Origin of the sequence: Pseudomonas poae (genome assembly GCA_028869255.1) — a bacterium.
In the GTDB taxonomy this organism is placed as follows: Bacteria; Pseudomonadota; Gammaproteobacteria; order Pseudomonadales; family Pseudomonadaceae; genus Aquipseudomonas; species Aquipseudomonas poae_C.
The window spans coordinates 4308624-4329049 of record CP110972.1; the positions used below are offsets into that span (position 1 = coordinate 4308624).

The following is a 20426-nucleotide window of genomic DNA, read 5'->3' on the forward strand; positions in this document are numbered from 1 at the left end:
CGTTGAGAGCAAAGTGCCATTACCCATGTGAGTTCCCGCGAGGCTTCTATACTCGACCTCATAGGTTATTGCCGTAGGCAGTGACAATGACTCTATGACGGGAAATGCTATGGAATGGCTCGGTCTGCATTTTTTTACCGACCTCCCGGCGAGCGGGCACTTATTACTCAATTGCAGTCATAACCCGTTCCTGGTGCTGTTGGCCTACCTGGTCGCTTGCGCGGCGGGGTTCGGCACGCTGGATATGGCCGAACGCGTTGGCCATGTCGAGGACCCCACCGCAAGACGCCACTGGCGCTGGCTCGGCGCCGGCTGCCTGGCGGGGGGTATCTGGTCCACTCACTTCATCAGCATGCTGGCCTTCCAGGCCCCGATTGCCATCGATTACGAATTGATCATGACGTTCGTGTCCTTGCTGATCGCCCTGATCGCATCGTTGTTCGCCATGCAGACCCTCAGCCATAACCACCTGCGCTTGCATCAATACGTGCTGGCGTCGGTGTGGATGGGGCTCGGGATCGCCCTGATGCACTACGTCGGCATGTCGGCCATGCGCTCCCAGGCCCAGGTGTACTTCGAATCGGGGTTGTTCATGGCGTCCATCGCGATTGCCATCGGCGCCAGCCTGGCGGCGCTACTGCTGTCGAGCTACCTGCGCAACGGGGCTGGCGTGTTCCATCAGCTGCTCAAGTATGCCGCCAGCCTGGTGCTGGGCGCCGGGATCATCAGCATGCACTTCACCGGCATGGCCGCCATGCAATTGATCGTCCCCAACGGGGCCGACCTGTCCTTGTCTTCGGATAACAACCCGATTCAACTGGGCTTGTCGGTGGCGGTCATCACTTTGTTGGTGATCGGCAGCAGCATCAGCGCGGCCCTGGCCGACAAGAAGCTGCAACACAAGGAGCGCGACCTGCGCCGGGTCAATGCGCTGCTCAGCGAACTGGACCAGGCTCGCGCCTCGCTGCAACAAGTGGCGCATTACGACGCACTGACCAGCCTGCTCAATCGCCGGGGTTTCAACCAGATCTTCGCGGAAAAAATCGCCGAAAAAACCGCCGCCAACGGGATGTTGGCGGTGATCTTCCTCGACATCGACCATTTCAAGCGCATCAACGACAGCCTCGGGCACGACGCCGGCGACCAACTGCTCAGCGTGCTGGCCGGGCATATCAAGGGTTCGGTGCGCAGCCACGCCGATGTAGTCGCCCGGTTTGGCGGCGACGAGTTCTGCATCCTGATCAGCATTCACCACCGCGACGAAGCACGGCACATGGCCCAGCGCATCATGCAGAAGATGAAAGAACCCATCGAACTGGCCGGCCGGCGCATGGTGATGACCACCAGCATCGGTATCAGCCTGTTCCCCGATGATGGCCTGACCTGCGAAGAGCTGCTGAAAACCGCCGACCTGGCGCTGTACCAGTCCAAGGACAGCGGGCGAAATAGCCTTAATTTCTTCAGTTCCAACCTGAAAACCCGGGCCTTCCTCGAGTTGCAACTGGAAGAAGAGCTGCGCGGTGCCCTGCGTACCCGCAATCAACTGGTGCTGTTCTACCAACCGATCTTCGACATGAAACTGGGCAAAGTCACGCGTCTGGAAGCCCTGGTGCGCTGGCAACACCCGCAGCACGGGTTGCTGACGCCGGATCGGTTTATCGGGATCGCCGAGAGCAACGGGTTGATCGCCGAATTGGACCACTGGGTCCTGCGTCAAGCCTGTCATGACCTGAGCCTGCTGTCCGAGAGGGGGTATACCGAGCTGACCATGTCGGTCAACTGCTCGGCCTTGAACCTGGCCCGTGATGAGCTGGCGGACGAAATCGAAGATGCGCTGCGTTTCAGCGGGATCGCACCCAACCGCCTGGAACTCGAAGTCACCGAAAATGCGCTGATGGGCAATATCAGCAGCACCTTGGCGCTGCTGCGGCAGATCCGTGCGCTGGGCGTATCGCTGGCCATTGACGACTTCGGCACCGGCTACTCCTCCCTCGCCTACCTCAAGCGCCTGCCGCTCAACACCTTGAAGATCGATCGCTCGTTTATCCAGGATATTCCCAAGTCCACCGCCGACATCGAGATCGTCCAGGCCATTATCGGCATGGCCCACACCCTGCACCTGCAGGTGGTGACCGAAGGCGTGGAAACCCAGGCGCAGTTCGAACTGCTGCTCAAACATGGCTGTGACTTTGTCCAGGGCTACCTGTTGAGCCCGGCGGTGCCGGCCAGTGACATCATCGGCGTGATCCAGGGCATCGACATCCGCAACCCACTCTACCCGTTCAGCGTGGCGGGGGCCCAGGAAAATACCCCGCCCAAAGCGCCCTCCCCCAGCCTTGCGGGGCCCACGTCCGTGGTTAGGCCAATTCGCTGACGCCGAATCTTTGGCATTTCGCCATCATTCGCCTAAAGAACCCCGACAAACGGCCGATTCATCAGAGTCCGGCCAGGTTTTGCCTGCGCACACCAGGCCCAAACCCGATCATTCCGGACAAGGACGCACTGCAAAGTCGCGAACTCCCATTCCGTGATGGCCCCTTGAAATCTTTCAGCCATCCGCCCAGGCACATGGCGCACCATGACTTCTAAAAATAACTCTGCCACCGTGGTATCCGACGTGTTGCTCCCAGCTCCTGCGGACAAGCCCTCAGGTTCAAAGTCATTGAGCACCACCCGCCCGCTGGCCACCCAGCAATACTTGTACTTCACCGAAACCAACACCGACCGCATCCTCGATAACCTCGACGGCCTGCGCGACATGGTGTTCCCGCGCCCACCCCACCTGGAAGGCGACAGCGACCCGCGCAACGAACAGGAATTCCCGTCGGTGTGCCTGATCGGCCTGGGCCGTTGCGGTTCGAACATCGCGCTGGATGTGGCAGAGTTGGTGTACAACGCGCGCAAGTTCTACCTGAACGAGTTCAGTAACGAAGACAAGTCGTTGGACAAGGGTTACAGCCCGGCCCAGTGGATTCGCAACAACCTGCGCCTGGGCAGCGGCAAGGCCAGCAAACCGGTGTTCCTGGTAGAACCGTTGGTGATGTTGGGTGACCTGGACAAGGACATCGCCGGGCGCATCCGCTTCTCGCGCAAGGGCGAAAAAAGCGGCTTTTTGCGCGACTACAGCAAAATGAAAATCATGGACCTCTCTGAGGTGCATGCCGGTGGCGCCGGTAACGCGCCGATCCTCGGCCAGTACCTGGCCAAGATCATCCTCAATAAAGACACCCAGCGCTTTTCCAGCCCCGACTGGAAGATGATCCACTCGTACCTGATCGACTCGTGCGGCATCAAGGCCAACCAGTCGCGCCTGTACTTCTCGATCTTCAGCGCCGGCGGCGGTACCGGTTCGGGCATGGCCTCGGAGTTCGGCCTGGCCCAGCAGCACTCGTACATGAACAAGACGTTCGACACCAAGCCCGCCGACGAACACGACAGCAAAAGCGGCCACGCCTTTGTGTTCGAACCGATCTTCACCAGCGGCATCTGCGTGCTGCCGAATATTTCCGATCACCGTAGCGAAATGTCTGAGGCGCTGCACATCAATGCCGGGCGGCTGCTGTGCAAATACCTCTCGGAAGAATGGGATTTCTCGTACAACTTCGCCAATGAAGACAGCAGCGAAGCCAGCGTGAAGGGCCGCATCCGCCCATGGAACGCGATGATGTTGATCTCCAACGACATCATGCGGTATGCCGAAGAAAGCGATGACGGCAATATCCAGAACATTGACGTCAATGCCATGGAAAAACACGCCAACCAGTACATCTCCCAGCAAATCTTCAACATCCTCACAGCCCAGGCCGTGACCACCGACTACGACCAGAACTACTTCCGTCGCGCAGGCATCGACATCGGCGAAACCATCCGCCTGGATGCCAACGACCTGTTCATGAGCCTGGCCGGCCCGGTGGCGATTGCCTACGCGGAGTCCGTAGTCCCTGAAACCCCGGCGCCGTCGAACGACAAATTCAAGGTGTTCGAAAAAGAGCCGCAGCGCCTGAACATCGATGACCTGTTTTTCCGCTCCATCGACCTGCCGCACTTCAACAAGGTCACCCAGGCCATTGAAGGCATCAGCCTGCTGCCGATCGAATCCAAGCGCTACAAGGCCTCGCTTGAGCAGTACAAGAACTCCGGCTACGACGCGGCCGCGCTGCATGACCTGCACTTTTTCAAGAATTGCTCGTCGGTGGTCTCGATTGTGTCCTTGCCCAAGGACTACAAGCTGTCCTACATGGACCTGAACCGGCTCAAGACCCACCTCAACAGCCTGTTCCCCAACACCACGCTCAAGCGTTATGCCCTGGTGATCGGCGCCTCGGCGAACCTGTCGCTGACCACACTGATCGCGAAAAGCCCGTGCCTGTCGGATGACTTCCTCACCCTGATCGTGGCCTTTATCAAACGCTGCTTTGCCCGCAACCCGTACCGCTTCGACGACACGCTGGACAACTCGATCCTGGACTTCATCATCCACGAGGACTTCGATGAAGACCGTATCGACGAATTGCTCAACGAGTTTGAAAACCCGGCGAAGATCCTCGATACCAACTGGTACGCGATCAAGCCGATGTATGAGAAGAAGTACCGCGAGTTGATCAACGACAAAGAGAAGTTCGTGTCGATCAATGACATTCGCCTGTCACGGGATTGCGTGAAGAAGGCGATCAAGTACCTGCGTGAGATTTACCGTCACCGCATCGGCAAGACCAAGGTTATTTCGCTGAATAACCATACCGGCAAGACTGCCTGATTGGTGGCGACGGCGCTGCCAGGCGCCGTCGCCGCTTCAGCGGGCCGTGCGCTGGCGCAGGAAGGCGAGGATGGCTTGCTCGTCCGCTCGCCTGGCCGGCCGGGGCAGTTGTTTTGGCCAGCGGTCGGCGTGCGGGCCGAAGAACTTCTGCTGCTCTTGCACATCCCAGCCACGGATTTCCCTGGATGCCGATTCCCACCAGCCATGTCTGCACACCTCGTAATACGGGTGCCTGGGCGCTGAGCTGCCGTAGAGCAAGTCACGGCCGACCCGTTTCAGGTGCTTGCGCTGATTGCGCAGTTTCCATTTGATACGCAGCCGCTGCCAAGGGGATGGCACCGGTTTGACCTGCGGCACATCCAGGCAACGCGCCACCAGTTGAGGGCCGAACGCCTCGCCGTACAAGCTGAAAAAGTGCGCCTGCATGGCATGGAAAAAGCGCTTGTCGGCATAGTAGTGATGCACGAACTTCTCGGCCGCGCGCACCGTTTTGTCGCGCATCGCAAACGAAATCGCGATCTGCTCAATGGTGTGGATATCAAACGAGCCCTGGGTCCACTCATCGATCAATTGGATTGCCGTTGCGAGCAGCGGCGTATCGCTGGAACGCACGCCACACAGGCCGCTGTTATACAGCTTGAAGCTGTTGGTGGCGCTGATGCCATGCGCATGCAGATGCCCGCCCAACTTGAGATAGTCCGGGCGTTTGCACACGTAGCTCCAGTCGTATTCGAAGCCGTCCATCACATACCGGTCAGGCTCGATGAGTTCGAAGACGCGATGGGGGGATTTGAGGAACAGCGTGTCAGTGTCGACGAACAGGGTTTTGTCCGCCAGCGTCAGCCCTTGGGCAATCGCGCAAGCTTTGCGGCGGTGTGTATAGCCGTTATCCCCCTTCCATTCGAGCAGGGTCTGCTCATCGAGGTGGATGATCTCGACCGGCCAGCCGGCGTAATCCTGCGGGCGATCGGTCATGACCCGGATGCACAGCGACTCGCCCTGCTTGAGCTTCGCCAGCGCGGTGAGGATGCTGAATTTCGCTTCGCGCCGGTAAACATCCTGATTACCGTAGATAAGGTAAAGCAGCTGGTGCGACGTTTTCTCTAGAGGGGGCAGCGCTGGCGACATAACGAGCTCCGGATGACAGGCCGCGAACTTTACCGGAATTCAGCATTTACTACGCCACGATCTGGCAGCCGTCTGTATTTTTTTCACACCAGGAAACAATTCTTCCGCGCTTTGGGCGCCGCAAAAACTGTTCCCATGACGTGCACGTCACCCTCGGCTGTGACCTTTCTCTACGGCAAGATGCCATCACCGCCTCGGCGGTTACTCCCCTACACACTTCAACGAACGGAAAACACGCACCATTTTCGCGCAGCGCTTTCCTACGCTGCCCTTTCCTGGATCAGAATCCACGGTGAGACCACCACTGCCCACAAGCATGGGTCGCGCTCCACCAGGTCCAATGCCCGCGTCGCAGACACTCTCGCCAAGGCTCCCCGCAGCCAGCCAGGCAGCCACTTTGTCACGGTTGTCCTCAGCCATTCCCTCGGCGGCCTCGATCAAATCCAGGCCGGCGTCGACCCACAATAGGGCACCCTTGGCAAAGAACGGTTCAAGCTCCTTCCAGGAAATTTCGGCGGTTTCACCGAGCAGCTTGGCATAGAGGGTGCTAGGTTCTTGCGTCATGGGAGTTCACCTGTCGGAAAAAATCGGCGCAATCATAGCGTCCCGACTCCGGTAGAAAAACCCAGTTGCAATTGAGTCATCGATTGAAAGTGTCAGGAAAGCCAAGGATTGCCCGAAACTCTGGCATCGCCCCGCCGCAATTCTGTCTTTTTCTTTCATTTAAGCGACATACGCGGCTTTTGCCCCCAGCAGCCAGCTTTTCAATAGATCAACTGGCGCTCTACACTGTACCGGTACAGTTGCCAGGGCACTGCCGGGGGGATATTCGCGATATCTGATCCGGTTCTGCAGCTCACAAGGCCGCTAGAACTATAAAAAATACAACAGTAAGAGTGGAGCACTATGAATAAGGCTACTAAGCAGATTTCCAAACTGTTTGCCGCTATGGTCCTGGCTGGGGTTGCCGGCCATTCGTTCGCAGCCGACACCATCAAGATCGGCATCGCCGGCCCTAAAACCGGGCCGGTGACGCAATACGGCGACATGCAATTCATGGGTGCCAAGCAAGCCATCAAAGACATCAACGCCAAAGGCGGCGTAGACGGCAAGATGCTTGAGGCCAAAGAATACGACGACGCTTGCGATCCGAAACAAGCGGTTGCCGTCGCCAACAAAGTGGTCAACGACGGCGTCAAGTTCGTGGTCGGTCACCTGTGCTCCAGCTCCACTCAGCCTGCAACCGATATCTACGAAGACGAAGGCGTGATCATGATCACCCCGGCGGCTACCAGCCCGGAAATCACCGCCCGTGGTTACAAACTGGTGTTCCGCACCATCGGCCTGGACAGCGCCCAGGGCCCGGCAGCCGGCAACTACATCGCCGACTTCGTGAAGCCTAAAGTCGTTGCCGTACTGCACGACAAACAGCAATACGGTGAAGGCATCGCCACTGCCGTTAAACAGACCCTCGAGAAGAAAGGCGTGAAAGTGGCCGTCTTCGAAGGCCTGAACGCCGGTGACAAAGACTTCTCCTCGATCATCCAGAAGCTCAAGCAAGCCGACGTCGACTTCGTCTACTACGGCGGTTACCACCCTGAGCTGGGCCTGATCCTGCGCCAGTCCAAGGAAAAAGGCCTGAACGCCAAGTTCATGGGCCCTGAAGGCGTCGGTAACGACTCCATCTCGCAGATCGCCCAGGACGCTTCCGAAGGCCTGCTGGTAACCCTGCCTAAATCCTTCGACACCGACCCGGCCAACAAAGCCATCGTTGAAGAGTTCGCCAAGAACAAGCAGGACCCAACCGGTCCGTTCGTGTTCCCGGCCTACTCGGCTGTTGAAGTGATCGCCGGTGGTATCGCTGCCGCGAAAAGCGAAGACACCGCCAAAGTGGCAGCCGCCATCCACGCGGGCACCTTCAAGACCCCTACCGGCGAGCTGAGCTTCGATGCCAAGGGCGACCTGAAGGACTTCAAATTCGTGGTCTACCAATGGCACTTCGGCAAACCAAAAACCGAAGTTTCCCCTCAGTAAGCCAGGCGTTACTGGTCAACAAGCCCACTGTGAGAGCAGTGGGCTTTGTTTTACGAGGTTTATGGGCCTGTCACCCGCGATCCGGGCGCTGGCTCACCTGAAAATCTTAAAACCGTCACCAGCGGTTCGCTGGCAAACGCTTTGCGCAAATGTGCTCACAGAACACAGCGCAGGGCCGGAACATGACTCCACCAGTGAAATGCGTATCGGGTTTTTAGGAGCGCTGTAATGCCTGAGATCTATCATTTTTTCCAACAGCTGGTTAATGGTCTGACCATTGGCAGCACCTATGCCTTGATAGCCATTGGCTACACAATGGTTTACGGCATCATTGGAATGATCAACTTCGCCCATGGCGAGGTATACATGATTGGTTCCTACGTGGCCTTCATCGCCCTTGCCGGGCTGGCCATGATGGGTATCCACTCCCTGCCGCTGTTGATGACCGCTGCGTTCCTTGCATCGATCGTCGTAACCAGTGCCTATGGCTACAGTATCGAGCGCGTTGCCTACCGTCCCTTGCGTGGCAGCAACCGTCTGATCCCGCTGATTTCCGCCATCGGCATGTCGATTTTCCTGCAGAACACCGTATTGCTGTCCCAGGACTCCAAGGACAAGTCCATTCCCAACCTGATCCCGGGGAGCATCTCCTTCGGCCCAGGCGGCGCACAAGAAGTGCTGATTTCGTACATGCAGATCCTGGTCTTCGTCGTCACCCTGGTGGCCATGCTGGGTCTGACCCTGTTCATCTCCCGCTCCCGTCTGGGGCGCGCCTGCCGGGCCTGCGCCGAAGACATCAAGATGGCCAACCTGCTGGGCATCAACACCAACAACATTATCGCCCTGACCTTCGTGATCGGTGCCGCACTGGCTGCCGTCGCGGCCGTGTTGCTGAGCATGCAGTACGGCGTGATCAACCCCAACGCTGGCTTCCTGGTGGGCCTCAAAGCCTTTACCGCAGCGGTATTGGGCGGCATCGGCAGCATTCCGGGCGCCATGCTCGGCGGGCTGGTGCTGGGTGTGGCCGAAGCCTTTGGTGCCGATATCTTCGGCGACCAGTACAAGGACGTCGTGGCGTTCGGCCTGTTGGTTTTGGTGCTGTTGTTCCGTCCGACCGGCATCCTGGGTCGTCCGGAGGTTGAGAAAGTATGAGCAAATATCTTAAATCGGCGTTTTTCAGCGCCTTGCTGGTATGGGCCGTGGCCTTTCCGGTACTCGGCCTCAAGCTGAGCATTGTCGGGATCAACCTGGAAGTGCATGGCACCGGCACCGTGACCCTGACCATCATCGCCCTGTGCTCGGTGCTGATGTTCCTGCGGGTGCTGTTCAGCCAGCAGGTCGGCGCGTTGTTCAAGAGCAACCGCGGCCCGTTGGTCTCGCCCAAGGTCAGCCAATTCCTGACCCTGCCGCGCACCCAGCGCTATATCATCATCGGCCTGATTGCTGCCGCTCTGGTATGGCCATTCTTCGGCTCCCGGGGCGCTGTCGATATCGGCATGCTGATCCTGATCTACGTGATGCTTGGCCTTGGCCTGAACATCGTGGTGGGCCTGGCCGGTCTTCTCGACCTGGGCTATGTCGGGTTCTATGCCGTCGGTGCCTACACCTACGCGCTGCTCTCGCATTACCTCGGCTGGGGCTTCTGGATCTGCCTGCCGATCGCCGGGATGATGGCTGCGACCTTCGGCTTCCTCCTGGGCTTCCCAGTGTTACGCCTGCGCGGTGACTATCTGGCCATCGTGACGCTGGGCTTCGGAGAAATCATCCGCCTGTTCCTGCGTAACCTGACCGACATCACCGGCGGCCCTAACGGCATCAGCAGCATTCCGAAGCCGACGTTTTTCGGGCTGACATTCGACAAGAACGCCGCTGACGGTGCGCAAACCTTCCATGAGTACTTCGGGCTGGCCTACAGCGGTACGGACAAGATCATTTTCCTCTACCTGATCGCGCTACTGCTGGTGCTGGCCACGTTGTTCGTGATCAACCGGCTGTTGCGCATGCCTATCGGGCGGGCATGGGAAGCGCTGCGCGAAGATGAAATCGCGTGCCGCGCACTCGGTCTGAACCCTACCGTCATCAAGCTCTCGGCCTTCACCCTCGGCGCAACCTTTGCGGGCTTTGCGGGTAGTTTCTTCGCCGCGCGCCAAGGCTTGGTAACACCTGAGTCATTCACTTTCCTGGAGTCTGCAATCATCCTGGCGATTGTGGTGCTGGGCGGAATGGGGTCTCAGTTGGGCGTCATCCTCGCGGCTGTCGTAATGACGCTACTGCCGGAGTTGATGCGTGACTTCAGCGAATACCGCATGTTGATGTTCGGCGCCCTCATGGTGCTGATGATGATCTGGCGACCTCAAGGCTTGCTGCCCATGCAACGTCCACATATGGAGCTGCGCAAATGAGCCGCGAGATCCTGAAAGTCGAAAACTTGAGCATGCGCTTTGGCGGCTTGCTGGCGGTCAACGGCGTAGCCCTGACCGTAAAAGAGAAACAGGTGGTAGCGCTGATCGGCCCCAACGGCGCCGGCAAGACCACGGTGTTCAACTGCCTCACCGGTTTCTACAAGCCGAGCGGTGGCAGCATCCTGCTGGACGGCCAGCCGATCCAGGGTCTGGCCGGTCACGAAATCGCCCGCAAGGGCGTGGTGCGGACCTTCCAGAACGTGCGCTTGTTCAAGGACATGACGGCGGTCGAGAACCTGCTGATCGCCCAGCACCGTCACCTGAACACCAACTTCTTTGCTGGTCTGTTCAAGACCCCGGCGTTCCGCAAGAGCGAGCGCGAGGCCATGGAATATGCAGAGTACTGGCTGGACAAGGTCAACCTCACCGAGTTTGCCAACCGCCCGGCCGGCACCCTCGCCTATGGCCAGCAACGTCGCCTGGAAATCGCCCGCTGCATGATGACCCGCCCGCGGATCCTGATGCTCGACGAACCGGCCGCCGGCCTGAACCCCAAGGAAACCGAAGACCTCAAGGCGCTGATCGGCGTGTTGCGTGAGGAAAACAACGCCACGGTGCTGTTGATCGAACACGACATGAAACTGGTCATGAGCCTCTCCGACCACATCGTGGTGATCAATCAGGGTACGCCGCTGGCCGACGGGACCCCGGAGCAGATCCGTGACAATCCTGAAGTGATCAAAGCCTATTTGGGGGAAGCGTAAAATGCTGCAATTCGAAAACGTTTCCACTTTCTACGGCAAGATCCAGGCCCTGCACAGCGTCAACGTGGAAGTGCGCCAAGGGGAAATCGTCACGCTGATCGGTGCCAACGGCGCCGGCAAGTCGACCTTGCTGATGACCCTGTGCGGTTCGCCGCAGGCCCACAGCGGCAGCATCCGCTACATGGGTGAAGAACTGGTGGGCCAGCAGTCGTCAGAGATCATGCGCAAGAGCATTGCCGTGGTGCCCGAAGGTCGCCGCGTGTTCTCGCGCCTGACGGTGGAGGAGAACCTGGCCATGGGCGGGTTCTTCACCGACAAGGGCGACTATCAGGAACAGTTGGACAAAGTGCTGCAGCTATTCCCCAGGCTCAAGGAGCGCTTCAGCCAGCGCGGCGGCACCATGTCCGGCGGCGAGCAGCAAATGCTCGCCATCGGTCGTGCCTTGATGAGCAAGCCCAAGCTGTTGCTGCTGGACGAACCCTCGCTGGGCCTGGCGCCGATCATCATCCAGCAGATCTTCGACATCATCGAACAGCTGCGCAAGGACGGTGTGACTGTGTTCCTGGTGGAACAGAACGCCAACCAGGCGCTGAAAATCGCCGACCGCGCCTACGTGCTGGAAAACGGCCGGGTGGTGATGCAAGGCACGGGTGAGCAGTTGCTGACTGATCCGAAAGTGCGTGAGGCGTACCTGGGCGGTTAAAAAAGGTTCCTGCAGGAACCCGATAAAAAATGTGGGAGCGGGCTTGCTCGCGAATACGGTGTATCAGTTAAGTATCTATCGACTGACACACTGCTTTCGCGAGCAAGCCCGCTCCCACATTTGCTTTGTGTGAACCTTGAATTTTGCATCGATTGAAATTTTTTTCGTCGAGTTTGTAACGAAATTCTCCCTGCTGCCTCTAGTGGAGTAAGCAGGCATTCAAGCTCGCTACCTCAACCCACCGCTGGAGATACACCATGACTACCAAACTGTCCGCCGCTACCTTGATCCTGGCCCTTGGCTCTGCTCTGAGCCTGTCCGCAATGTCCAACATGGCCCACGCCGACGACGCCAAAATGGACAAATGCTTCGGCGTCGCTGAAGCCGGCAAGAACGATTGCGCCGCAGGCGCCGGCACGTCCTGCGCCGGCACCTCGAAAGTCAAAGACCAGGCCAACGCCTGGAAACTGGTGCCCGCCGGCACCTGCGCCAAAACCCCAAGCGCCACCTCGCCGACCGGTTTCGGCCAGGAAGCGGCCTTCACCGCCAAGTCCTGACCCCCCTACAGCCTGAGTACTGATGATGACGCTTATGCCCTCACCGGCTCAGGCACCCGGCCTCCCTGCCAGGCCGGGCTGGGGCTGAAGACCGAGCACTTCACGCAAGTGCTCGAGACCTCGCCCGCGATCGGTTTTTTTGAAGTGCACGCCGAAAACTACATGGTGGCCGGCGGCCCGTTTCATCATTACCTGGGCTTGATCCGCGAACAGTACCCGCTGTCGCTGCATGGCGTGGGCCTGTCCATCGGCAGCGAAAGCTCACTGAACCTTGACCACCTGGCGCGCCTGGCCACGCTGATCGAACGCTATCAACCTCAATCCTTTTCCGAACACCTGGCCTGGTCGAGCCACGGCCCGGCGTTTCTCAACGACTTGCTGCCGCTGGCCTACGACAGCGCCACCCTGCAACGGGTGTGCGAACACATCGACCAGGTACAGAGCACACTCAAGCGGCCGATGCTGCTGGAAAACCCGTCGACGTACCTGCTGTTTCATCGCTCGACCCTGGACGAAACCGACTTCATCAGTGAAGTCATCCGGCGTACCGGCTGTGGGTTACTGCTGGATGTGAACAATGTCTACGTGTCGTGCATCAACCATCAACGCGACCCACTTTCCTACATTGACGCGTTACCGCTGCACGCGGTGGGTGAGATTCATCTGGCGGGGTTTGCCGAAGACACTGACAGCCTGGGCGAACGCCTGCTGATCGATGATCACGGCGCGCCTATCGATAACGCCGTGTGGCAGCTGTACGAACAGCTACTGGCGCGTGTAGGCGCAGTGCCGACGCTGATCGAACGGGATAACCAGGTGCCGGCGTTCAGCGTGCTACTGGCGGAAGTCGAGCACGCCGAACGGTACCTGTCGCAGGTACGCCCATGAGCCCTCAAGACGCGTTCGCCCGTGCCCTGCTCGCGCCTGACCTGGCCTGCCCCGATGGCTTGTTCAGCCGCAATGGCGCCGACCCGGCCAGCCGTTTTTCGGTGTACCGCAACAATGTACACAGCTCGTTGATCAACGCGCTGGCCACCGCGTACCCGGTGACATTGCAACTGGTGGGCGACGCATTCTTTCGCGCCATGGCGGGGTTTTACGTGCAAGCGTCCCCACCCGACAGCCCGCTGATCCGCGAATACGGCAGCACGTTTGCAGACTTTATCCAGGGTTTCGAACCGGCGGCCAGCGTGCCCTACCTCGCCGATGTCGCACGGCTGGAGCGCTTGCGCGTGCGCGCCTACCACGCGGCGGATGCGCAAGCCCTGGACCCGCAAACCGTGCTTCACACACTGCAAGGCCAAACGGACCTGGGAGCATTGCGCGTGCAACTGCACCCTCCCTTGCCACTTTAAGCTCTGCCTACGCGGTGGTTGCGATGTGGGCGGCGCACCAGACCGAAGGCGCCATGCCCACCTTGAACCCCTGGCACGCCCAAAGCGCGCTGGTGCTGCGCCAAGGCCTGGTGGTCAAGGTGTTCGCCATCGACACTGGCGCAGCGGCGTTGATCGACCAGCTGAACCAGGGCGCGCAGCTGGAAATGGCAGTGACCCACGCCCTCGAAGCGGCGCCCGAATTCGACCTGAACCCATGCCTGGGCTTGTTGATCCGCCACGACGCCATCACTCATTTGCACACAGAACAAAAGGTCCAGCCATGAGCACAGCCGCCTCGCCGTTTATAAAACGGCTCATCGACCGGTTTGAGAAAATCCCCTACAGCCTGATCGCCTTTCTCGCACGTTTCTCTATGGCCGCGGTGTTTTGGAAGTCCGGGCAAACCAAGGTTGAAGGCTTCGCCGTTGATCTGATCAGCGGCACCTTCCAGCTCGGCGTACCGAAACTGGCCGCCTCGACCCTGCCGTTGTTTCGCAGCGAATATCAGGTGCCGCTGCTGTCAGCGGAAGTGGCGGCGCGCATGGCGGCATTCGCCGAACACTTTTTCCCGGTGCTGATTCTGCTAGGGTTCGCCACGCGCTTTTCGGCCCTGGCCCTGATCGGCATGACCCTGGTGATTCAACTGTTTGTGTACCCCGACGCCTACCCGACCCATGGCACCTGGATTGCCTTGTTGTTGCTGCTGGCCGCCAAGGGTCCGGGTTGCCTGTCCATCGACCATCTGATCGCCCGTCGCTACCGCTAAAGGCGATCCAGCGCCTCGCCGCTGCGCTTGAACCAATCCACCAAATAATCAGCCAGCACCTGGGTACGACGCGGCAGGCCACCCTGGTAAGGGTGGACCAGGTACATGGGCATGCTCCGCGTCTGATAATCGCGCAGGAGCCAGCGCAATCGGCCGTCAGCCAATTCCGCCGGCAACACATAGGACGGCAGGCGGGCGATACCGGCGCCCACGAGAGCGGCCTTTTTCAACAGGTTGTAGTGATTGGAGGCAAACGTGCCGCTGACCCGCACCCGCAACAATTCATGCTGCTGGTGGTACAGCCACTCTTCACGACCGCTGTAGTGGCTGTTGAGCAGGCAGCGGTGCGTGGCCAGCTCCGCCGGGGTCTGCGGCTCGCCGTATTGCTCCAGGTAGTCCGGGCTGGCGCAGGTCATTTCGTGCCAGGCCAGCAAAGGCTTGGCCACCAGGCGCTCGTTTTCAATCGCGCCCGAGCGCACCCCCAGATCAAAGCCATCCCGTGCCAGCTCCCGGTAGCTGTTGTTCAGCTCGAGTTCGATCTGCACCTGCGGGTACTGCTTGGAAAACTCCAGCAACAGGCCGTCGAAGAAGGTTTCGCCCAGAGAAACCGGAACCGTCATACGCACGGGCCCGGCCAGATCGTCCTTGAGCCGGGCCAATGCTTGACGAGCGCGATCTACTTGCACCACCAGCGCCTGCGCCTGGGGCAACAACGCGGCACCGGCGGCGGTCAGGCTGAGTTTGCGGGTGGTGCGGTGCAGCAGCACCACCGCATAGTGCGACTCCAACTGGCTGATGCGCTTGGACAACTGCCCCTTGCTGCAGCCCAGTTGCTCGGCCGCGACGGTAAAACTGCCGGCCTCGATCAACACGGCAAAGGCCGCCAGGTCATCCATTTCGCTCATGGATTGTTTCCATTTGAAAACCAAAGGTTGCCTATTAGCGCGTTTATCCACGCAAAAAGCCACTCTAGACTGAACCTTCACTTACCCCCTGGAGGAACAGCACCATGAAAATCCTATTGATTGGCGCCAGCGGCACCGTCGGCTCGGCAGTGAAGGCCGAACTGGCCCAGCGTCACGACGTGATCAGCATCGGCCGCAGCAGTGGCGACTTTCAGGTGGATATCAGCGACAGCGCCTCGATCCGCGAGCTGTTCGAACAGACCGGCCAGTTCGACGCATTGGTCTGTGCCGCAGGCAGCGTGAATTTTGTGGCCCTGGGTGAGATGAGCGAAAACGATTTTGAACTGGGCTTGCGTGACAAGCTGATGGGCCAGGTCAACCTGCTGCTGATCGGCCGCGAGTACGCTAACGATGGCGCCTCGTTCACCTTCACCAGCGGTATTCTCAACCGTGATCCGATTCGTACCGGCGCCTCGGCGGCCTTGGTCAACGGTGCGCTGGATGCGTTCGTCAAAGCCGCCGCAATCGAATTGCCACGCGGCCTGCGCGTCAACTCGGTGAGCCCGACCGTGCTGCTGGAAGCCATGGGTAGCTACGCGCCATACTTCCGAGGTTTTAAACCTGCGACGGGGGCCGATGTGGCATTGGCCTACGCCAAAAGTGTGGAAGGTTTACAGACAGGCCAAACCTACATCGTAGGTTGAGAGGCAATTTCTCCACGGGAAAACTGAGACATCCATTCGATCACTAGCTCGCGGGGCGCAAAAAGAACGAACGCCCCGCCCAGCTGGCTTTGAACCTTGGCCGTGGTCAGCTGATAACCGTCTACGTAGAGTGTCAGCTGCTTTTGGTAAGCAAGCAGGGTAATGGACTTTGTCCTCGCCTCGGCCTCGGGGCTCAACGTGACATTCACCTCAACCAAGACTGGATCGGGGTCTTCGGCTCTTTTCAACGTCACCGATATCTTCGTGAAGTCGATAGCTGACGAGTAGACGAGCCGGGCGGGCTCGTCTGATAAGGCGACACTTGCCCAAAGCAAAAAAGCCCAAAGGCCCCATTTGATATTCATCGCTCTGCGCACTCCAAAAACGCCGACATTCTCACGAGTCCTCAACCGCCGCTGTAAGAAACATCTGAATTAACAGCGCCTCTTTCCTATAACTTTGGCAACAGGCTGTTGAACCGGTGTCCTGCACTTGTGATGAGCCGCCAGCCTGCGTAACGTGGCGGCACTTGTTTGGAGACCCGATAATGCGTGCCGCCCGTACCCTCGCCCTGTTTGCCTTGCTTCCCCTGTTCGCCGCCTGCCAGATGTTCGAAAGCGAGCCGGCCAAACCGTCTCTCGCCGGGCTGACCCGCATGCAGGGTGAACTCACGGCGGTAGGCGACAAGCTGCTGTTCCAACCGTGCAACGACAAACGCAATTACGTGGTCAACGACACCGGTGGTACCAGTATCCTGCAGGAAGCCGCCTCACTGGCAGGCCAGCAAGGCGCCTTGTTTGTCGACTTGCGTGGCAAATTCTCCGGCGTCGCCAGCGGCACCCAAGGCAGCGTCGACCTGCAACAGCTCTACCGCGTCGAGCGTTCGACCGCGGCCTGCGACGACCCGGACTTCAAGCGCATGATCCTGCGAGCCAACGGCCACAAGCCGACCTGGGTGATGAACGTCACGGCCAAGGGCATGGTCCTGGAGCGCGAAGGCCAGCCGCCACTGGCGGTACCCTATGTGGAAGAGCAAATGGGCGACGGCCGTTTCAACCTGATGACTGAGGCCAATGGTCAGCACGTCGAACTGTGGGTAGCCCCACAACGCTGCATTGACAGCGCCAGCGGCAGCCTGCAACACATGACCGCCGAGCTGCGGGTCAACGGGCAGGTACAACGTGGTTGCGCGTCTTTCGGCGGTTCGCGCGACGACTGATTCAGCCCTGCGCTGTTTTAACATGACGAAAAACCGCCATTGGGGCTTATAATCGCCGGTTTGCAAAACAGCCGGCCTCTTTGTCCGCCGCCTACCGGATCCCGTCATGTTACGAATCACCGAACTCAAGCTGCCCATCGACCATCCCGAAGAAGACCTGCGCCCTGCCATCGTGCAGCGCCTGGGCATCGCCAGTGATGACCTGCTCGATTTCACCCTGTTCAAGCGCAGCTACGACGCCCGCAAGAAATCTTCGGAGCTGTGCTTCATCTACACCATCGACCTGAACGTGAAGGGTGAAGCCGCCCTGCTGCTCAAGTTCGCCGATGATCGCAACATCAACCCGGCACCGGATGTCAGCTACAAAGTGGTCGGCCAGGCGCCGGACGGTCTGGTTGAGCGGCCGATCGTGGTGGGTTTCGGCCCCTGCGGGATCTTCGCCGGGCTGTTGCTGGCGCAGATGGGCTTCAAGCCGATCATCCTCGAACGCGGCAAGGAAGTGCGCCAGCGCACCAAGGACACCTGGGGCCTGTGGCGTAAAAGCGTGCTTAACCCCGAGTCCAACGTGCAGTTCGGCGAAGGCGGCGCCGGGACCTTTTCCGACGGCAAGCTCTACAGCCAGATCAAAGACCCGAAATTCCACGGCCGTAAAGTGCTGCACGAGTTCGTCAAGGCTGGCGCGCCGGAGGAAATCCTCTACGTCAGCAAGCCGCACATCGGCACCTTCCGCCTGACCGGCGTGGTGGAGAACATGCGTGAGCAGATCATCGCGCTGGGCGGTGAAGTGCGTTTCGAACAGCGCGTCACCGACGTGCTGATCGACGACGGCCAACTGAACGGCGTGGTCATCGACGGCGGCGAGCAAATCCGCTCCAAGCACGTGATCCTCGCCCTGGGCCATAGCGCCCGCGACACCTTCCGCATGCTGCATGGGCGCGGTGTGTACATGGAGGCCAAGCCGTTCTCGGTGGGCTTCCGAATCGAGCACCCGCAGTCGCTGATCGACGCCGCACGCCTGGGCAAGTACGCCGGGCACCCGAAACTCGGCGCGGCCGACTACAAGCTGGTGCACCACGCCAAGAACGGCCGCTCGGTCTACAGCTTCTGCATGTGCCCTGGCGGTACCGTGGTAGCGGCGACTTCCGAGCCGAACCGCGTAGTAACCAACGGCATGAGCCAATACTCGCGTAACGAACGCAACGCCAACTCCGGCATCGTGGTCGGCATCACCCCTGAGGTGGACTACCCGGGCGGCCCGCTGGCCGGTATCGAGTTGCAGGAGCGCCTGGAGTCCCACGCCTACATCCTCGGCGGCAGCAACTACGAGGCCCCTGCGCAGCTGGTGGGTGATTTCATCGCCGGCAAACCCTCCACGGCCATCGGCAGTGTGGAGCCGTCCTACAAACCGGGTGTGGCTTTGGGTGACCTGGCCCTGGCCTTGCCGGATTTCGCCATTGAGGCGATCCGTGAAGCACTGCCGGCGTTCGAAAAGCAAATCAAGGGCTATTCGCTGCACGATGCGGTATTGACCGGTATCGAGACGCGCACCTCATCGCCACTGCGGATTACCCGTAACGAGTCGATGCAGAGCTTGAACGTGAAAGGCCTGTTCCCGGCCGGTGAAGGCGCGGGCTACGCGGGCGGGATTCTGTCGGCCGGTGTTGACGGCATTCGGATTGCCGAGGCGTTGGCGCGGGATATGCTCGGCATCGAAGCTTAAGAACTTTTCCCCAGCCAGCACACATCCAATGTGGGAGCTGGCTTGCCTGCGATGGCGGAGTGTCAGTGAGCACCGTTATCGTAGACAAGCCAGCTCCCACGCTGGGTTTTGTGTTGGGTCAGATATTGGCGCGCAGGATGCTGTCCGGCAGCGGCTCACCCCGCTCCACACTGGCCGCAACGGCGGCGATCAAGCCTTCCAACGCATACCCCTGCCCCGCCAGCCACGCTTGATCGTAATAGGTGGTGGCATAACGCTCGCCCCCATCACACAAGATCGCCACGATCGACCCCGACTCCCCGGCTGTTTTCATCTGTTGCGCCGCCACTAACGCGCCGATCAGGTTGGTCCCGCTGGAACCACCGACCCGCCGCCCCAACCGTTGCGCCAAGTAATGCATGGCCGCCAGCGACAAGGCATCCGGCACCTTGACCATGGCATCAATCACCTTGGGCAGAAACGACGCCTCGACCCGTGGCCGACCAATCCCCTCAATCCGCGAACCGCAGTCCAGGCGCAGGCTGGCGTCGCCGCTCTGGTAAAAATCGAAAAACACCGAACGCTCGGCATCGGCACACAGCACGCGGGTGCAGTGCTGGCGGTAACGCACATAACGTCCCAGCGTGGCGGTGGTGCCACCGGTGCCGGGGCTGGAAATCAACCAGCTCGGTTCGGGATGTTGCTCAAAGCGCATCTGCTGGAAGATCGACTCGGCAATGTTGTTGTTGGCCCGCCAATCCGTAGCGCGCTCGGCGTAGGTGAATTGGTCCATGAAATGCCCGCCACTTTCCTTCGCCAATCGTTCGGACTCGGCGTAAATCTGCGTCGGATCCGTTACCAGATGGCTCTTGCCACCGTAGAAGGCAATCTGCGCGATTTTCTCCTGAGAGGTGGTGGCCGGCATCACCGCGATAAACGGCAAACCGAGCAGGCGGGCAAAGTAGGCTTCGGAAATCGCCGTCGACCCGCTGGACGCCTCGATTACCGGCGCCCCTGGCTTGAGCCAGCCATTACACAGCGCGTACAGGAACAGCGAGCGGGCCAACCGATGTTTCAAGCTGCCGGTGGGGTGGCTGGACTCATCCTTGAAATACAACTCAATACCCGGCAACCCCGGCAGCGGCAGAGGGATCAGATGCGTGTCGGCGCTACGCTGGAAGTCTGCTTCAATGATACGAATGGCTTCGCGGGCCCAGGGACGGTGGTCGCTCATGGAGGGTCTCTCTAAGGATTTCAGCCTTGATTTTAGGGGGTTTCCTACAGGCCACACAGATACAGTGACGACTCAATTGGACACACAATTGCTAGGCTTAAGCGCAACGCCATCCCAGCCCGTCGCTTATAACAAATAAGAATATAACTTTTGTTTTAACAACTAACGGTACGGGTTAG

16 protein-coding genes and 3 pseudogenes are annotated in these 20426 nt (G+C 59.6%); 14 read left to right on the forward strand and 5 right to left on the reverse strand.

Going from position 1 to position 20426, the window contains the following annotated elements; genetic code table 11:
- Positions 1 to 109 precede the first annotated feature (109 nt).
- Together LRS56_19585 and LRS56_19590 are read left to right on the forward strand one after the other, a co-directional pair.
- Positions 110 to 2374, forward strand: coding sequence for a bifunctional diguanylate cyclase/phosphodiesterase (locus LRS56_19585; protein ID WDU61039.1), 2265 nt, complete (start codon positions 110 to 112; stop codon positions 2372 to 2374).
- A gap of 204 nt (positions 2375 to 2578) precedes the next feature.
- Entirely contained in the window at positions 2579 to 4756 is a 2178-nt protein-coding gene (locus tag LRS56_19590) for a hypothetical protein (GenBank protein ID WDU61040.1), read from the forward strand.
- Positions 4757 to 4792: 36 nt separating this feature from the next.
- On the opposite strand, the gene LRS56_19595 is transcribed toward LRS56_19590, so the two are convergent.
- The gene (locus LRS56_19595) at positions 4793 to 5884 is read right to left on the reverse strand and encodes a hypothetical protein (protein WDU61041.1); all 1092 of its coding nucleotides are present in this window, start codon (positions 5882 to 5884) and stop codon (positions 4793 to 4795) included.
- Between the two features lie 260 nt (positions 5885 to 6144).
- Positions 6145 to 6448 (reverse strand): annotated as a pseudogene (locus LRS56_19600) (DUF2288 domain-containing protein).
- A 342-nt stretch (positions 6449 to 6790) separates the two neighbouring features.
- Here LRS56_19600 and LRS56_19605 point away from each other — a divergent pair.
- From LRS56_19605 to LRS56_19645, 9 genes and pseudogenes are all read left to right on the forward strand, one after another.
- The gene (locus LRS56_19605; protein WDU61042.1) at positions 6791 to 7918 is read left to right on the forward strand and encodes a branched-chain amino acid ABC transporter substrate-binding protein; all 1128 of its coding nucleotides are present in this window, start codon (positions 6791 to 6793) and stop codon (positions 7916 to 7918) included.
- A 228-nt stretch (positions 7919 to 8146) separates the two neighbouring features.
- Positions 8147 to 9070, forward strand: a complete 924-nt coding sequence (gene livH, locus LRS56_19610) for a high-affinity branched-chain amino acid ABC transporter permease LivH (GenBank protein WDU61043.1) — start codon at positions 8147 to 8149, stop codon at positions 9068 to 9070.
- Positions 9067 to 10320, forward strand: coding sequence for a high-affinity branched-chain amino acid ABC transporter permease LivM (locus LRS56_19615; GenBank protein ID WDU61044.1), 1254 nt, complete (start codon positions 9067 to 9069; stop codon positions 10318 to 10320). Before livH ends, LRS56_19615 begins: the two co-directional genes overlap by 4 nt.
- Complete coding sequence (livG, locus tag LRS56_19620) at positions 10317 to 11084, forward strand: high-affinity branched-chain amino acid ABC transporter ATP-binding protein LivG (protein ID WDU61045.1); 768 nt, start codon at positions 10317 to 10319, stop codon at positions 11082 to 11084. The genes LRS56_19615 and livG overlap by 4 nt, the downstream gene beginning before the upstream one ends.
- A 1-nt stretch (position 11085) precedes the next feature.
- Positions 11086 to 11787 carry an ABC transporter ATP-binding protein gene (locus LRS56_19625; protein ID WDU61046.1) on the forward strand — a complete coding sequence of 234 codons (702 nt, stop codon included), beginning with the start codon at positions 11086 to 11088 and terminating at the stop codon, positions 11785 to 11787.
- A 257-nt stretch (positions 11788 to 12044) separates the two neighbouring features.
- Positions 12045 to 12344 (forward strand): DUF2282 domain-containing protein, encoded by a 300-nt coding sequence (locus LRS56_19630; protein ID WDU61047.1) that lies wholly within the window; start codon positions 12045 to 12047, stop codon positions 12342 to 12344.
- 22 nt (positions 12345 to 12366) lie between these two features.
- Positions 12367 to 13232, forward strand: a pseudogene (locus tag LRS56_19635) (DUF692 domain-containing protein).
- Positions 13229 to 14004 (forward strand): annotated as a pseudogene (locus tag LRS56_19640) (DNA-binding domain-containing protein). Before LRS56_19635 ends, LRS56_19640 begins: the two co-directional pseudogenes overlap by 4 nt.
- Positions 14001 to 14486 (forward strand): DoxX family protein, encoded by a 486-nt coding sequence (locus tag LRS56_19645; protein WDU61048.1) that lies wholly within the window; start codon positions 14001 to 14003, stop codon positions 14484 to 14486. The pseudogene LRS56_19640 and the gene LRS56_19645 overlap by 4 nt, the downstream one beginning before the upstream one ends.
- Here the strand turns inward: LRS56_19645 and LRS56_19650 are convergent.
- Positions 14483 to 15391: a LysR family transcriptional regulator gene (locus LRS56_19650; protein ID WDU61049.1), complete on the reverse strand. Its 909-nt coding sequence runs from the start codon at positions 15389 to 15391 to the stop codon at positions 14483 to 14485. The two genes, LRS56_19645 and LRS56_19650, sit on opposite strands and share 4 nt — an antisense overlap.
- A gap of 104 nt (positions 15392 to 15495) precedes the next feature.
- Between LRS56_19650 and LRS56_19655 the strand changes: the two genes are divergently transcribed.
- Positions 15496 to 16095 (forward strand): short chain dehydrogenase, encoded by a 600-nt coding sequence (locus tag LRS56_19655; GenBank protein WDU61050.1) that lies wholly within the window; start codon positions 15496 to 15498, stop codon positions 16093 to 16095.
- Here the strand turns inward: LRS56_19655 and LRS56_19660 are convergent.
- Positions 16080 to 16460 carry a hypothetical protein gene (locus LRS56_19660; GenBank protein ID WDU61051.1) on the reverse strand — a complete coding sequence of 127 codons (381 nt, stop codon included), beginning with the start codon at positions 16458 to 16460 and terminating at the stop codon, positions 16080 to 16082. The two genes, LRS56_19655 and LRS56_19660, sit on opposite strands and share 16 nt — an antisense overlap.
- A 182-nt stretch (positions 16461 to 16642) precedes the next feature.
- Between LRS56_19660 and LRS56_19665 the strand changes: the two genes are divergently transcribed.
- Positions 16643 to 17314, forward strand: a complete 672-nt coding sequence (locus tag LRS56_19665) for a hypothetical protein (GenBank protein ID WDU61052.1) — start codon at positions 16643 to 16645, stop codon at positions 17312 to 17314.
- Positions 17315 to 17420: 106 nt separating this feature from the next.
- On the forward strand, positions 17421 to 19034 hold the full coding sequence (locus LRS56_19670; protein ID WDU61053.1) for an NAD(P)/FAD-dependent oxidoreductase: 1614 nt from the start codon (positions 17421 to 17423) through the stop codon (positions 19032 to 19034).
- A 118-nt stretch (positions 19035 to 19152) separates the two neighbouring features.
- Here the strand turns inward: LRS56_19670 and LRS56_19675 are convergent, their stop codons facing one another.
- Positions 19153 to 20247: a PLP-dependent cysteine synthase family protein gene (locus tag LRS56_19675; protein WDU61054.1), complete on the reverse strand. Its 1095-nt coding sequence runs from the start codon at positions 20245 to 20247 to the stop codon at positions 19153 to 19155.
- Positions 20248 to 20426: the final 179 nt, after the last annotated feature.